At 64.6% G+C, this 12,822-nt stretch carries 16 protein-coding genes; 8 read left to right on the top strand and 8 right to left on the bottom strand.

All coding sequences use genetic code 11. The annotated features are described in order from the left end of the window. Positions 1 to 150 precede the first annotated feature (150 nt). Positions 151 to 465, top strand: a complete 315-nt coding sequence (locus FN835_RS01995) for a TM2 domain-containing protein (RefSeq protein WP_142661497.1) — start codon at positions 151 to 153, stop codon at positions 463 to 465. 33 nt (positions 466 to 498) lie between these two features. Here FN835_RS01995 and FN835_RS01990 read toward each other — a convergent pair whose 3' ends face one another. From FN835_RS01990 to FN835_RS01980, 3 genes are read right to left on the bottom strand one after another with little or no spacing between them, the layout of a single operon-like run. Next, positions 499 to 714 carry a hypervirulence associated TUDOR domain-containing protein gene (locus FN835_RS01990; protein ID WP_142661496.1) on the bottom strand — a complete coding sequence of 72 codons (216 nt, stop codon included), beginning with the start codon at positions 712 to 714 and terminating at the stop codon, positions 499 to 501. 53 nt (positions 715 to 767) lie between these two features. Then, positions 768 to 1,331 (bottom strand): hypothetical protein, encoded by a 564-nt coding sequence (locus FN835_RS01985; RefSeq protein WP_246098626.1) that lies wholly within the window; start codon positions 1,329 to 1,331, stop codon positions 768 to 770. Positions 1,332 to 1,373: 42 nt separating this feature from the next. Continuing rightward, positions 1,374 to 2,015, bottom strand: a complete 642-nt coding sequence (locus FN835_RS01980) for a ribonuclease T2 family protein (RefSeq protein WP_142661495.1) — start codon at positions 2,013 to 2,015, stop codon at positions 1,374 to 1,376. Positions 2,016 to 2,176: 161 nt separating this feature from the next. Between FN835_RS01980 and FN835_RS01975 the strand changes: the two genes are divergently transcribed. Beyond that, positions 2,177 to 2,935 (top strand): DUF1013 domain-containing protein, encoded by a 759-nt coding sequence (locus tag FN835_RS01975; RefSeq protein WP_142661494.1) that lies wholly within the window; start codon positions 2,177 to 2,179, stop codon positions 2,933 to 2,935. Next, on the top strand, positions 2,913 to 3,296 hold the full coding sequence (locus FN835_RS01970; protein ID WP_142661493.1) for a DUF2007 domain-containing protein: 384 nt from the start codon (positions 2,913 to 2,915) through the stop codon (positions 3,294 to 3,296). Before FN835_RS01975 ends, FN835_RS01970 begins: the two co-directional genes overlap by 23 nt. Here the strand turns inward: FN835_RS01970 and FN835_RS01965 are convergent. Both FN835_RS01965 and FN835_RS01960 read right to left on the bottom strand, forming a co-directional pair. Further along, a complete protein-coding gene (locus FN835_RS01965) occupies positions 3,293 to 4,765 on the bottom strand; it encodes an NAD-dependent succinate-semialdehyde dehydrogenase (protein ID WP_142661492.1) in 1,473 nt (490 codons plus the stop codon). The two genes, FN835_RS01970 and FN835_RS01965, sit on opposite strands and share 4 nt — an antisense overlap. A gap of 205 nt (positions 4,766 to 4,970) precedes the next feature. Continuing rightward, positions 4,971 to 5,951: a P1 family peptidase gene (locus FN835_RS01960; RefSeq protein WP_142661491.1), complete on the bottom strand. Its 981-nt coding sequence runs from the start codon at positions 5,949 to 5,951 to the stop codon at positions 4,971 to 4,973. Positions 5,952 to 6,056: 105 nt separating this feature from the next. On the opposite strand from FN835_RS01960, the gene msrA reads away from it, so the two are divergent. Together msrA and FN835_RS01950 are read left to right on the top strand one after the other, a co-directional pair. Further along, a complete protein-coding gene (gene msrA, locus FN835_RS01955; protein WP_142661490.1) occupies positions 6,057 to 6,641 on the top strand; it encodes a peptide-methionine (S)-S-oxide reductase MsrA in 585 nt (194 codons plus the stop codon). Further along, on the top strand, positions 6,641 to 7,510 hold the full coding sequence (locus tag FN835_RS01950) for a 50S ribosomal protein L11 methyltransferase (RefSeq protein ID WP_142661489.1): 870 nt from the start codon (positions 6,641 to 6,643) through the stop codon (positions 7,508 to 7,510). The genes msrA and FN835_RS01950 overlap by 1 nt, the downstream gene beginning before the upstream one ends. On the opposite strand, the gene FN835_RS01945 is transcribed toward FN835_RS01950, so the two are convergent. From FN835_RS01945 to FN835_RS01935, 3 genes are all read right to left on the bottom strand, one after another. Next, positions 7,507 to 7,929 (bottom strand): hypothetical protein, encoded by a 423-nt coding sequence (locus FN835_RS01945; protein ID WP_142661488.1) that lies wholly within the window; start codon positions 7,927 to 7,929, stop codon positions 7,507 to 7,509. The genes FN835_RS01950 and FN835_RS01945 overlap by 4 nt on opposite strands. 164 nt (positions 7,930 to 8,093) lie before the next feature. Then, positions 8,094 to 8,288, bottom strand: coding sequence for a DUF1127 domain-containing protein (locus FN835_RS01940; protein WP_142661552.1), 195 nt, complete (start codon positions 8,286 to 8,288; stop codon positions 8,094 to 8,096). A gap of 240 nt (positions 8,289 to 8,528) precedes the next feature. Then, a complete protein-coding gene (locus FN835_RS01935) occupies positions 8,529 to 9,248 on the bottom strand; it encodes a 16S rRNA (uracil(1498)-N(3))-methyltransferase (RefSeq protein ID WP_142661487.1) in 720 nt (239 codons plus the stop codon). Positions 9,249 to 9,263: 15 nt separating this feature from the next. Here FN835_RS01935 and ubiA point away from each other — a divergent pair, with 15 nt between their 5' ends. Genes ubiA through FN835_RS01920 form a run of 3 tightly spaced genes read left to right on the top strand, consistent with a single transcriptional unit; the run spans position 9,264 to position 12,821 of the window. Beyond that, positions 9,264 to 10,214: a 4-hydroxybenzoate octaprenyltransferase gene (gene ubiA, locus FN835_RS01930; RefSeq protein ID WP_142661486.1), complete on the top strand. Its 951-nt coding sequence runs from the start codon at positions 9,264 to 9,266 to the stop codon at positions 10,212 to 10,214. A gap of 60 nt (positions 10,215 to 10,274) precedes the next feature. Further along, a complete protein-coding gene (locus FN835_RS01925; RefSeq protein WP_246098625.1) occupies positions 10,275 to 12,473 on the top strand; it encodes an OmpA family protein in 2,199 nt (732 codons plus the stop codon). Between the two features lie 18 nt (positions 12,474 to 12,491). Then, positions 12,492 to 12,821 carry a hypothetical protein gene (locus FN835_RS01920; protein WP_142661485.1) on the top strand — a complete coding sequence of 110 codons (330 nt, stop codon included), beginning with the start codon at positions 12,492 to 12,494 and terminating at the stop codon, positions 12,819 to 12,821. Position 12,822: the final 1 nt, after the last annotated feature.

Genomic DNA, 12,822 nt, shown 5'->3' with positions numbered 1-12,822 from the left:
GGCCGATCCCTTAGCGCATGGCGCGGCGGATTGGTAGGGTGGTGCGCCACCCGCAGGGCCGGACCCGCAAATCGCGCCAGGTGCTGCGCCGATCTTGCGCGGGGGCCGGGGCTTCCTATCTTTTGAATCGTGAAACAAGGACATGAGGCCATGGATACCCAAAGGGAACTTCTGATCGAGCAACGGGTCGCCAACGACGCGAAATCGCCGCTGGTCGCCTATCTGCTGGCGATCTTTCTTTGGGGGCTGGGCGCGCATCGGATGTATCTTGGGCGCTGGGTCAGCGGGTTGATGATGCTGGCGATGACCGGCATCGGCGTGCTGACCGCGCCGATCCTGATCGGTTGGCCGCTGCTGGGTCTGGTCTGGATCTGGGCGGTGATCGACCTGTTTCTGATCCCCGGCATGGTGCGCGATGACAAGGACGAAATCCGCCGCCGCATGGGATCGGACCTGCGTTACTGACGCTCTGACGGGGCGCGGAACGCCCCAGTGGGGTCACGCCCGCGAAAGTTCGGTTTCCAGCTTCAGGACGCGGCTGCCATCGTCTTGCCGGATCAGATAGGCGGGGCGTTTGCGCGTGCCTTTGCGGGTGATCTGGCGCCCGCGAATGGTGCGGCGCACCTTGCGGGTAAAGGTCTCGGCGATCTCTCCGCTGGCCTGATGCGCACCCCAGCGCCATGTGACGGCATCACCCTTGTGGAATTTCGACATGGGCACCCCCCTTTTTCATGGCGCCAACTGCAAAGGGGGGCAGTCTGTTCCCGTCAGGCGGTAAAGATGCCCATGGTGACAAAGACTGCGCCTGCCGTCAGCCAGCCGGGCTTGTTGGCGGTCGTCGCCGCGCCAAAGGCAAGGCAGGGCAGCGCCAAAAGCCACGGCCAGAACCGCGTCAGCAACACGGCAAGCCCGCCGAACCATTCCGGCGCGATCAGCGCAAAGACATAGCCCAGCAGCGCCAGCAGCCCGAAATAGCACAGCGCCCCAAGGCCGATGTCGCGGACCATGCGTTCGGCCCGCTCTCCGTTCCAGCCATGCGGGCGGGGAAGGTGGCTGCGGCTTAGCACCATGATCGTCAGCGCCAGAAACGTCGCCGCTGCGATCCCAAGAACCGGCAGCAGCCATGTCTGCGTGACCGCGTCTGCAACGCTGCCTGTCGCATGGCCACCATCGGCCAGGCCGAACAGGCTGATCGAGGCCAGAAAGGCCAATGCATAAGTGGGAAGGGTGCTGGACTGGTTCGACATGCTGCCTCGGCGCGTGGATTGGTAGCGGTTCGTCGGGCAGGATAGCGGGGCAATGTGACCGATCAACAGCGCGCTGTCTGACATGCGCGTGTGCGGGCGTTTTCGGCGGAAAGGCGCGGGTGGGTGCTATTCCGGCGCAGGCATCAGCATGGAACCGCGGCAGTCGCGCGCCACGTCGGGCGCGCAGTCGCGCGGTGCAAGATCGCGGGTCAGGCAGATGCGGACCTCTTGCAGGGCGCGGTCGCGGCAGGTGACGGTGATGCCGTCGCGGGTCATGTCGGGATTGGCTTCGATAAAGGCGTCCTCCAGCACGTTGGCGGGCAGGGTGACGTCACGTGACAGCCGCGTCAGCACCTGCGGCAGATGGACATCGGCTGCGGCCTTGCGGGTCAGCGCGAAATAATCCTGCGAGGACAGACCCGAACAGCGTCCATGCTTTTTCCACTGATACCAGACCAGCCCCGGCGTGCCCATGATATCCGCCATATTGCGCGTCTCGCGGCGCGAAGGGTCGCGTGCATCGGTCCGGCAATCCTGCGGCCAACCGTTTTCATATTGCGGCCAAAGCCCATGGACGGTGAAGCCAAGGCGGCGCTGCGGCGCGCATTGTTCGGACCCTTCGGCACGGCCCTGCGCATCGCACCAGCTTGGCGACCAGCTTAGCGACAGCACGTAATAATCAAAGCGCCCGGCCACGTCCTGCGCGGTCGCGGGCATGGCTAAGGCAAGGGCGGCAAGGGCTGCTGCAATGCTGGCGCGTATCGTCATGGTGCGAACCCTAGCCCGGCGGACCAGCGCGCGCCATGAGATTCAGGCTTTATCTGGCGGGCGCAAAGTCCTATATAGACGGGCAATCCCCCCTGAAAATGGAATGGCGCCCGCCAAAAGCCGTTTTCCCGGCCGAAGAAGATATGTTTAAGGAGAAGGTCATGAACAAGCCGCTGATGGCCAAGGCCACCGCTGTCTGGCTGGTTGACAACACCACGCTGAGCTTCAAGCAGATCGGCGATTTCTGCGGCATGCATGAGCTGGAAGTCCAAGGCATCGCCGATGGCGACGTGGCCGTGGGCGTCAAGGGCTTTGATCCCGTCGGCTCGAACCAGCTTGACGCAGCCGAGATCGAAAAAGGTCAGAAAGACCCGCGTTACAAGCTGCGCCTGAAGCACAACCCCGCCGCCGAAGGCGAGGAAAAGCGCCGTGGCCCGCGTTATACCCCGCTGTCCAAGCGTCAGGACCGTCCCGCCGCCATTCTGTGGCTGGTCAAGTTCCACCCCGAACTGGCCGATGCGCAGATCTCCAAGCTGGTGGGCACGACCAAGCCGACCATCGCCTCGATCCGCGACCGGACGCATTGGAACATCCAGAACATCCTGCCGATCGATCCGGTTGCGCTGGGACTGTGCCGCCAGTCGGAACTGGATGCCGCCGTCCAGAAAGCCGCCAAGCGCAAGGCTGCCGAAGGCGGCGCGATGACCGATGACGAACGCCGCAAGCTGCTGTCCACCGAAACCTCGCTGGCGATGTCGGACGAGCCGCGGATGCCGTCCTCGATCGCCGGGCTGGAAAACTTCAGCCTGACCAAGGATGAGGACAAGGAAGAGCAGAAGGAAGATTTCGACGCCGACAGCTTCTTCAACCTGCCCGAGGCAGATGACGAAGATGAAGATGACGAAGACAACCGCCGCTGATCCGGTGATGGGCGATCTGGAACTGGTCGCCCACGCCTATCGCTGGCACGAAGCCTATCTGGCCGCCCAAGCCCTGCGTGCGGCGGATATTCCGGCGGATGTGCTGGACGGGCACACGCATCATATGATGCCATATGCGGGGATCGCTTTGGGCGGTTTCCGCATCGTCGTTCCCGCCAGCCACAGCCGGGACGCGCTGGACCTGCTGGCGACACTGCCCGCGCCGCGCGCTACGCAACCCCTTTGGCTAAGCTGCGCGATGGTCGCGCTGGTCTGGTGGGTCGGGATCGGCGGCATGGCGGGCCTGCCCCCGATGATGAGCGGGCTGTATCTGCGCCAGCCCGCCCGCATCGACGCCTAGATCGACAGGCAGACGTATTTCATTTCCAGATAATCCTCGATCCCGTGGCGCGATCCTTCGCGGCCAAGGCCCGATTGCTTGACGCCGCCAAAGGGCGCGGTTTCCGTGGAAATGATGCCGGTGTTCACGCCGACGATGCCGTATTCCAGCGCCTCTTGCACGCGGGTCACGCGGCCGATGTCGCGGGCATAGAAATAGGCGGCAAGGCCGAAGATGGTGTCATTGGCCCATGTGACGGCCTCGTCCTCGGTCTGGAACTTGAACAGCGGAGCCAGCGGGCCGAATGTTTCCTCGGTCGCGACCTTCATGTCCTGCGTGACGCCGGTGACGATGGTGGGTTCAAAGAACAGCCCGCCCATCGGCTGCCCGCCCGCCAGCACATGGCCGCCGCCGTCCAGCACGTCCTTGATATGGTCCTGCACCTTTTCGACGGCACTCGCGTTGATCAGCGGGCCGGTGGTCGTGCCTTCGCCGAAGCCGTCGCCCACCTTCAGCTTCTGGACTGCCGCTGCCAGCTTTTCGGCGAATGCGTCATAGACCCCGGCCTGCACATAGATGCGGTTCGCGCAGACGCAGGTCTGGCCGTTGTTACGGAACTTGGACGCCATGGCCCCTTCGACGGCGGCATCCAGATCGGCATCGTCGAACACGATAAATGGCGCGTTGCCGCCCAGCTCCATGCTGCATTTCAGCACCTGATCCGCCGCCTGACGCAGCAGGATGCGCCCCACATTGGTCGATCCGGTAAAGGTCAGCTTGCGGATCAGCGGGTTTTCGCAGAATTCCTTGCCGATATCCGAGGATTTCGAAGACGGCACGATGCTGAACAGCCCCTTGGGCAGGCCCGCGCGTTCGGCAAGCACGGCCAGCGCCAGCGCCGACAGCGGGGTTTCGGCGGCGGGCCGTCCGACAAAACCGCAGCCCGCCGCGATGGCCGGGCCGCATTTGCGGGTGATCATGGCATTGGGAAAATTCCACGGTGTGATCGAACCCACGACGCCGATGGGCTGGCGCAGCACGCTCAGGCGCTTGTCGGGCTGGTGGCCGGGGATGGTTTCGCCATAGATGCGCTTGGCCTCTTCGCCGAACCATTCGATGAAGCTGGCGCCATAGGCGATCTCGCCCTTGGCCTCGGCCAGCGGCTTGCCCATTTCGGCGGTCAGGATTTTGCCCAGATCGTCCTGATTTTCCATCATCAGGTCGAACCATTTGCGCATGATCTGCGCGCGTTCCTTGGCGGTGCGGGCGGACCAGCCCTTCATCGCGTCATGGGCGGCGGCGATGGCACGGCGCACCTCGGCCCTGCCCAGATCCGCGACCTGAGCGATCACGTCGCCGCGTGCGGGGTTCACCACGTCAAAGGTCGCGCCGTCATCGGCATGGATCCAGACCCCGGCCACAAAGGCGCGGGTTTCCAGAAGCGAAGGGTCTTTCAGCAGCATCTTCAGGTCGGTCGCGTGCTTGTTCATCGCATGAGTCCTTTCGGTTGCCGGGTCGCCCGCAGGCTTGCGCGTTTGCAGAGCCAACGCAAGCCGGGCGGGTTGCGATGCGGTTCACGCAAATTGTGATGAACCCGAAGGCCGATCACTGCGTTGGTGCAATATCGTCAGGTTTTTCCCTCTTGGCGTGTGACAGACTAAGGGGTGGCGGATCTCTCTCCCGCTGCCCCTTTTTTCATGCGCGCCAGCAGGGTTGCAGATCGCCCGGTCGGGCGGTTGCCGCGTGAACGCCGCGTGCGATGGCGCGCGCCAACACAATTGCTGCCGCATGGCCCAGCAGGAATGGCGTCAGCGCCGGATCGGGCAGCGGCCTGCCCCCGGTCGAGGCCGCAAAGACCAGATCGCCATCATAGGGCGTATGGCTGGGCACGATCGCGCGGGCCATGCCGTCCTGCGCGGCTGTGGCCATGCGGGTCGCGCCCGCCTTGTCCAGCGCGGCATCGGTGGCGACGATGGCGATGGTCGTGGCCTCGCCCAGCTGCTTGGCAAGCGGGGGTTCGCGCGTCGGATCATGGGCGGGTGCAGGGCCAAGACCGCCAAATTCGCCCGCCATTTCCCAAGGAGCGGCCCAGAAATGACGGCTGTCGCCCACCGTGACCGATCCCAACGCATTGACCACAACCAGCGCGCCCACCGTGATCCCGCAATCCAAGACGACCGATGCAGAGCCCAGGCCACCTTTCCAGCGATGCGTCATGGCTCCGGTCCCCGCGCCTTCGCTGCCAAGCACGAAATCGCGCGCGGCGTGGTCATAGGCGGTGCGGCCAAGCGCGGGATAGGGGTTCTGGTCCCAGCCCTTGTCGCCGCCGTTCAGCAGATCGAAGACGATGGCGCCGGGAACGATGGGAACCTGCACCAGCCCGACCTGGAAGCCGCGCCCATCCGCGCGCAGTCCCGCCGCCACCCCGTCGCAGGCCGCCAGCCCAAAGGCCGAGCCGCCCGACAGCACCAGCGCATCGACGCCCTGCACCATCTTGTCGGGCGCAAGCAGGTCGGTTTCGCGCGTGCCCGGCGCGCCGCCCATGACGTTGACGCCGCAGGTCAGCGGCGCATCCCCGGTCAGCACCGTCACCCCCGAACGCAGCCGGTCGTCGCGGCTGTTGCCGACGCGCAGGCCCGCAATATCGGTGATCAGGTTCAGCGGTCCGGGGCGCATGGCGATTCCTTTCGGCAGTTCAGGCGAACCGTCCCGCGCCCTGCGGAGTTGCGCAAGGGTATTGCCGCTCTTAAATCTGGGGCAACAGTTTTGAAAGGACGCGACATGAACGCTGTCACGCATCGGATCTTTGACCGGCCCATGGATGCGCCGGTTCCCAAGGGCTTTGAGACGGTCATCTTTGGCATGGGCTGCTACTGGGGCGTGGAACGCCTGTTCTGGCAGCTTGACGGCGTATGGATGACCGAGGTGGGCTTTGCCGGGGGCACGGTGGAAAACCCGACCTATAAGCAGGTCTGCGAAGGCGGCACCGGCCATGCCGAGGTGGTGCGCGTCGTCTTTGACCCCACGCGGATCAGCTTTGAACGGCTGCTGCAGGTGTTTTGGGAAAACCACAACCCCACTCAGGGCAACCGGCAGGGCAATGATGTCGGCTCGCAATATCGCAGCGTCATCATGTATGCGACCGAGCATCAGAAGAACGCAGCAGAGCTGTCCAAGGCCGATTATGGCAATCGGCTGGCGGTCGAAGGCTTCAGGGCGATCACCACCGAAATCCTGCCCACTGCGCCTTTCTATCCCGCGCATGAGGATCACCAGCAATATCTGGACCGCTATCCAGACGGCTATTGCGGGCTGCGCGGCACCGGCGTACAGGCGCCCTTGACGGATATTGCCGAGGAAATCTGATGTCCACCTGGACCGCGCTGACCCACACCCTTGGCCGCGAGGCGGCCGAGGCCCTTGCCGAGATGGGTGAAGACCTGACCCCCGAACCCGTCGGCAGCGGCGTCTTTGAAATCGAGGACGGCTCGGATCGCTGGGAAGTCGGCCTGTATTTCACCGAAGCCCCCGACGAGGTGGCGCTGGCGCTGATCGCGATGTCGCAGGGTGCGGAACCTTTCGTCGTCTCGGAATTGCCCGAAGTGGATTGGGTCGCGCATGTGAAGCGCGAACTGTCCCCGGTCGAGGCGGGGCGGTTCTTCGTCTATGGCAGCCATGACGCCGATCAGGTTCCCGAAGGGGCCGAGGCGCTGCTGATCGAAGCGGCCATGGCCTTTGGCACCGGGCATCACAGTACGACCAAGGGCTGCCTGCTGGCGCTGGATCGTCTGGTTGAGGCGGGCGAACAGCCGTCACGGATCGTCGATATTGGCTGCGGCACCGCCGTGCTGGCCATGGCTGCGGCGCGGGTGTTTCCCGTCGTGGTGCTGGCGGGCGACATTGATCCGCAGGCGGTGGATGTCGCCCGCGCCAATGTCATCGCAAACGGTCTGGACGGACGGGTGGAATGTGTCGAGGCCGTGGGCTTTGATCATCCGCTGATCGAAGGCGCGGCACCCTTTGATCTGGTTTTCGCCAATATCCTGAAGCAGCCGCTGATCGACCTTGTGCCGGATATGGCCCGTTATGTCGCGCCGGGTGGCCGTGCGATCCTGTCGGGCATACTGACGACGCAGGCCGATGAGGTGACCGCCGCCTATGCCGCGGGCGGTCTGCCATTGCAGCGTCGGGACGATTACGGCGAATGGACCACGCTGGTGGTCGCACGCGCCTAAGGCATGTCGTAGCCGTTGCCGTTCCAGCGGATCTGATAAGGCCCGCTGTCTTTGTCGCAAAGCGTGATCGGCGGCGGGTTGCCCGCCCCGATCTGGGCGCATTGCGTCATCAGACTGGCCCTTTGGACCAGATCCTGACCCTCGCCCATATAGATCACGACGTCGCAATAGATGGCGCCGCAGGCGGGGCGACCATCGTTGCAGGTCAGACCGCCTGTGAAAAGCAGCAGGTCAAGCTGCCCATCGCCGGTCAGATCCTGTTCGATCAGCCCGGTGGCGTCGAAACGGCCCCGACCATTGCAATAAACATCAAGCATTTCCTGCGCCGCAAAGCGCGTGGCCTTGATTTGCTGCGCTTGCAGCGGAACGGGTAGGGCAAGGGACGTCAGAAACAGGGCGATGGTGAACGGGCGAAACATTGAAACCTCGGGGTGATAGACCGAAGATCACGCTAGCGTGTTCATGTGACGCTGTTCAGGTGTCGAATTGGACAGTGCAAAAATTGCACGCCGCGCCCGTGGAAATGAAAAAGGCCCCGCCGGTTTCCCGATGGGGCCTTGTTCGCTTGGGTCGCGTCGCGAAATCAGCGACGGGTCGCGATCATCTCGATGTCACCGCGGCACAGGCCGATATCGTCCAGTTCGCGGTCCGTCAGGCGGTTAAGCGCGTTCTTCGTCACGCGCGCATCGTTCCAGGCGGTCATCACCGACAGGAGTTTCGCAACAATACCCAGAGATTGCGTCCCGCCGAGGACGCGGTTCGTGTCAATCGCCGACATCATGTCACCTTGTTTGAGTTTGCCCGGTAAGTGGGCTGTTTGTCTGATGAGCAGCATATAGGCCGGGCAATTTACGAATTCCACGGACATACCGGAATTGCCGCTATGCAGCGCACGCATAAGGCGCCGGTTTTGTTAAGTTTTTGCGAATATCGCCGTAAGATCGACTTTGGGATCAACCAAAGTTTCTGCAAAGCCAGTTTGACGCTGAAAAATTGCAAAAACCAGGCGGGCCCGAGCCTAGCGCCAATCGCCCAGCGATGCTTGCCACAGTGACATAGCGGCAACAGCGGCAGTGTCGGCACGCAGGATGCGCGGGCCAAGCGCCATGCGGGTGACACAATCCATGCCGGAAAGGCGTTTGCGTTCCGATTCGGACCAACCGCCTTCGGGGCCGATCAGAATGGCCCAGGGGCCGACGGTCAGTCCTGCCAGCACCTGCGCGGGTCCGGCCATCGCCTCATCCGCCCACAGGATGCGGCGCGTGTCGTCCCAGCCGTCCAGCAGGCGCGACAGGGGGGTCAGGTCGGTGACTTCGGGGACATAGGTGCCGCCGCACTGTTCCGCCGCCTCGACCGCATGGGCTTGCAGGCGGTCCTGCCGGATGCGTTCGGAATTGGTGTGATCGGTCTGCACGGGCAGGATGCGGGCCGCGCCCATCTCGGCCGCCTTCTCCACGATGAAATCCGTGCGCGCCTTCTTGATCGGCGCAAAGATCAGCCACAGGTCCGGCGGGTTCAGCTGCGGCGCGGATTGCGCCACGGGCACGACGTCGCCGTTACGTTTGGCCAGCCGTTCGATCCGGGTCAGCCATTCGCCGTCGCGACCATTGAACAGCAGGATTTCATCGCCCGGCTGCTGACGCATGACGGATGAAAGATAATGCGCCTGATCGGCATTCAGCGCGATGCCTTGTCCTGACGCCAGCGGGTGATCTATGAAAAGCCTGATTTTCGCCATGATGGGGCGCAGGATATGCAGACCGACCGCCAGATGCCAGAGACCTCGGTTGCAGATGCGCCGGCGGATAACTGGGTGGACCGCCACGCCCCGCCGGACTGGCGTCCGTGGCTGCGCCTGTCGCGGGCCGACCGGCCCATCGGGACATGGCTTTTGCTGCTGCCCTGCTGGTGGGGGATCGGGCTTGCGATGCTGGCCGATGCGCCAAGCTGGCGCGATCTGTGGATCGCCCTTGCCTGCGGTCTGGGCGCCTGCCTGATGCGCGGCGCGGGCTGCACGTGGAACGACATCACCGACCGCCATATCGACGACAAGGTGGCGCGCACGCGGTCGCGGCCCATCCCTTCGGGGCAGGTCACGGTGCGGGGCGCGGTCGTTTGGATGGTGGCGCAGTCGCTGGCCGGTTTCGTCATCCTGCTGACGTTGGGCAAGGCCGCGATCATTCTGGGCATCGCCTCGCTGGGGCTGGTGGCGATCTATCCCTTTGCCAAGCGGTTCACGTGGTGGCCGCAGGTGTTTCTGGGGCTGGCCTTCAACTGGGGTGTCTTGCTGGCATGGGCGGCGCATATGGGCAGCGTCGGGCCTGCGCCGGTGCTGGCTTGGGTCGCGGGCATCGCGTGGACGATTTTCTATGACACTATCTATGCCCATCAGGATGCCGAGGACGACGCCTTGATCGGCGTGAAGTCCACCGCCCGGCTGTTTGGCCAGAATTCCGGGAAATACCTGCTGTGGTTCGGGGCGGGCGCGGTCACTTTGTTGTCACTTTCCGTTCTGGCGACGGGGGCAAGCGGGCTGGGCCTGCTGCTGGCATTCGTGGGGATTGCGGCGTTTGCGGCGCATCTTGCGTGGCAACTCAGGCGGTTCGACATGCATGACGGGGCGGGTTGCCTGCGGCTGTTCCGGTCCAATCGCGATGCAGGTCTGATTGTTGCGCTGTTTCTTGCCTTGGCGGGGCTGGTCTGATTGCGGAATCGGCGGCGTGGGGTTACATGCGCCAAGTCCGAAACAGCCCAAGGTCCCCTGATGGCCAATTCTGGATCGCGCCGCGGCACTGTCGTGGTCGCCAGCCTGCTTGCCCTTGCCGCTGCCGGAGGCCTGTCCTTCCTGTCCGCGCGCGCTGCCGCTGATTTCATCGAAGACCGCTCGGCCGCGGATGTGGCCGAAGCCCTGCGTCTGGGTGGATATGACTGGGTGACCGTGCAGACCGACGGGCTGCAGGTGCGCCTGACCGGCACCGCCCCCGATGAGGTGCAGCGTTTCCGCGCCCGTTCCCGCGCCGCCACCGTGGTCGAGGAAGGGCGCGTTCTGGACCAGATGCAGGTCAAGGCGCGCGCCGATATGGAGATGCCCGCCTTTGGCATCGAGCTTTTGCGCAATGACGACAGCATCTCGATCGTCGGGCTGGTTCCGGCGGCGATGAACCACAATGCCATGGCGATGGCGCTGAACCAGCGCACGGGTGTCGCCAATATCTCGAATCTGGTCGAAACGGCGGATTATCCGGTGCCGCAGGGCTGGGATGCCGCCTATCAGTTCGGGCTTAGATCGACCGAGCTGGCGCGGCGGGCCAAGGTCTCGGTCACGCCGGGCAAGGTCGTTGTGCGTGCCGTGGCGGACGGCCCGCGCGAAAAGCACGATCTGGAAGTGGCGCTGCAACGCGCCAAGCCCGCCGGTGTGACGCTGGATGCCGAGGTGTCGGCACCGCGCCCCGTCATCGCGCCCTTTACCCTGCGCTTTGTGAAAGACGGCGCGGGTGCGCGTTTCGATGCCTGTGCCGCCGATAGCGAAGGCGCGCGGGCCCGTATCCTGAAAGCCGGGACCGACGCAGGCATCAAGCCCGAGCCGCAATGCACGCTTGGCCTTGGGGCACCCAGCAACCGCTGGGCCGATGCCGCAGTTCCGGCCATCGAGGCGGTGGATGCGCTTGGCGCGGGCTGGGTCACCCTGTCCGATACCGATGTCGCGCTGTTTGCCCCCGCCGACATCACCGCCCAAGCCTTCGACGAAGCGGTGGGCCGGTTGGAAGGAGCGCTGCCTGCGGCCTTTACCCTGACGACCGAACATGAGCAAAAGGCCGATCTGCCGCAGGGTCCGGCGGAATTTGCTGCGACCGTCAATGCGGGCACCGTGATGCTGCGCGGGCGTATCGGCGACGACCGGATGCGCGAGGCGGTCGAAAGTCTGGCGCGGTCGCGCTTTGGCACGGTCGATTCGGCACTGCGGGTCGATCCCGGCGTGCCCGATGGCTGGACCATGCGTGCCATTGGCGCGATCGAGGCATTGGACGGGCTGGACCACGGCAAGGTCACCGTGTCGCCTGACATGATCCGGCTGAACGGCGTATCGGGCAGTCAGACCGCCTCGGACGCGGCGGCGGCACGGCTTTCCAAGCGGCTGGGCGCGGGCGCGCGCTATGAACTGGCGATCCGCTATGATCGGCGGCTGGATCCGCTGCTGGGCCTGCCCTCGGGGTTGGAATGCGTGGATCAGCTGAACGCGGCGATGAAGGAGTCCGAAATCGGGTTCGAGCCGAACAAATCGGTCATCGCGGGCGATCCGGCGGATACCCTGGGGCGCATGTCCGCGACGATGCAGAATTGCAGCGATTACCGGATCGAACTGGGCGGCCATACCGACAGTCAGGGCCGCGAGGAGATGAATGCCGAACTGTCGCGCGCGCGGGCGCAGGCGGTGCTGGACGCGATGCGCGAGCATGGCGTGGACGTGACCTATATGACCGCCAAGGGTTACGGTGAAAGCCAACCCGTCGCGGATAACGAAACCGATGCGGGGCGCGAGGCGAACCGGCGGATCGAATTCACCCTGCTGGCCGACGATCCGGTCGTCACCGAAACGCCCGCACCTGCGGAAAAGGTTTCGGGCGTGACCGAGACCGCCGAAATCACGGCGCAGAAACAGGCGCGGGCTGCGTCGGTTGCCGCGACCGGGGCGATCGGCGGGCTGCTGCCCGCGCCGGGGTCCGGCGGGGCCAGTGCGGAGCTGCCGCCCGAAGCCGCCGCGACCCTGCCCGCCAGCGCCGCGATCGACGGCGAGATGCTGCTGCGGATCACCGATGCGCTGACCGTTCCTGCAAGTCAGGCCGCCTTCCCCGACAATAACGAGGGCAGCCCCGAACAGGCGCAATCCGCCATCCCCGCAGCCGTGCTGCCCGCGATCGTACCGCTGGGCGTGCCCGCGCCGACACCCGACGCTGCCGAATAGACCAATCCGGGAAACGACATGGACCGCAACGAATTCATCATCGCCACCGCGATCATCCTGTTCGCCGCTTTCATCTTGGGCTGGTTTGCAAGCTGGTTGATCCACCGCCTGTCGCGCGTCACCCGCGCCGATATGGGCGAGCTGGAAAAGATGGCCCAGCAGCTGCACGACGCCGAGGAGGCGCGCGACAAGGCCGTGACCGAGCTTGAGGAGCGCGAGGCCGATCTGGTCGCGAAACTGGGCACGGCGGAATCGGAACTGCGGGCCGCGCAGGATCAACTGGCCGAAAGCCAGACCGAGATCGAGGAGCTGCGGGAATATATCGACCGCAAGCTGACCAAGAAATAAG

The organism is Paracoccus laeviglucosivorans (assembly GCF_900182695.1).
GTDB lineage: Bacteria > Pseudomonadota > Alphaproteobacteria > Rhodobacterales > Rhodobacteraceae > Paracoccus > Paracoccus laeviglucosivorans.
The sequence above is the reverse complement of the archived record's forward strand: the minus strand, read 5'-3'. Positions and strand labels throughout refer to the sequence as shown.

What these genes read in the sequence shown, in the direction of transcription:
- FN835_RS01995 (WP_142661497.1), top strand. Translation starts at nt 151, where the DNA reads ATGGATACCCAAAGGGAACTTCTGATCGAGCAACGGGTCGCCAACGAC.
- FN835_RS01990 (WP_142661496.1), bottom strand. Translation starts at nt 714, where the DNA reads ATGTCGAAATTCCACAAGGGTGATGCCGTCACATGGCGCTGGGGTGCG.
- FN835_RS01985 (WP_246098626.1), bottom strand. Translation starts at nt 1,331, where the DNA reads ATGTCAGACAGCGCGCTGTTGATCGGTCACATTGCCCCGCTATCCTGC.
- FN835_RS01980 (WP_142661495.1), bottom strand. Translation starts at nt 2,015, where the DNA reads ATGACGATACGCGCCAGCATTGCAGCAGCCCTTGCCGCCCTTGCCTTA.
- FN835_RS01975 (WP_142661494.1), top strand. Translation starts at nt 2,177, where the DNA reads ATGAACAAGCCGCTGATGGCCAAGGCCACCGCTGTCTGGCTGGTTGAC.
- FN835_RS01970 (WP_142661493.1), top strand. Translation starts at nt 2,913, where the DNA reads ATGACGAAGACAACCGCCGCTGATCCGGTGATGGGCGATCTGGAACTG.
- FN835_RS01965 (WP_142661492.1), bottom strand. Translation starts at nt 4,765, where the DNA reads ATGAACAAGCACGCGACCGACCTGAAGATGCTGCTGAAAGACCCTTCG.
- FN835_RS01960 (WP_142661491.1), bottom strand. Translation starts at nt 5,951, where the DNA reads ATGCGCCCCGGACCGCTGAACCTGATCACCGATATTGCGGGCCTGCGC.
- msrA (WP_142661490.1), top strand. Translation starts at nt 6,057, where the DNA reads ATGAACGCTGTCACGCATCGGATCTTTGACCGGCCCATGGATGCGCCG.
- FN835_RS01950 (WP_142661489.1), top strand. Translation starts at nt 6,641, where the DNA reads ATGTCCACCTGGACCGCGCTGACCCACACCCTTGGCCGCGAGGCGGCC.
- FN835_RS01945 (WP_142661488.1), bottom strand. Translation starts at nt 7,929, where the DNA reads ATGTTTCGCCCGTTCACCATCGCCCTGTTTCTGACGTCCCTTGCCCTA.
- FN835_RS01940 (WP_142661552.1), bottom strand. Translation starts at nt 8,288, where the DNA reads ATGTCGGCGATTGACACGAACCGCGTCCTCGGCGGGACGCAATCTCTG.
- FN835_RS01935 (WP_142661487.1), bottom strand. Translation starts at nt 9,248, where the DNA reads ATGGCGAAAATCAGGCTTTTCATAGATCACCCGCTGGCGTCAGGACAA.
- ubiA (WP_142661486.1), top strand. Translation starts at nt 9,264, where the DNA reads ATGCAGACCGACCGCCAGATGCCAGAGACCTCGGTTGCAGATGCGCCG.
- FN835_RS01925 (WP_246098625.1), top strand. Translation starts at nt 10,275, where the DNA reads ATGGCCAATTCTGGATCGCGCCGCGGCACTGTCGTGGTCGCCAGCCTG.
- FN835_RS01920 (WP_142661485.1), top strand. Translation starts at nt 12,492, where the DNA reads ATGGACCGCAACGAATTCATCATCGCCACCGCGATCATCCTGTTCGCC.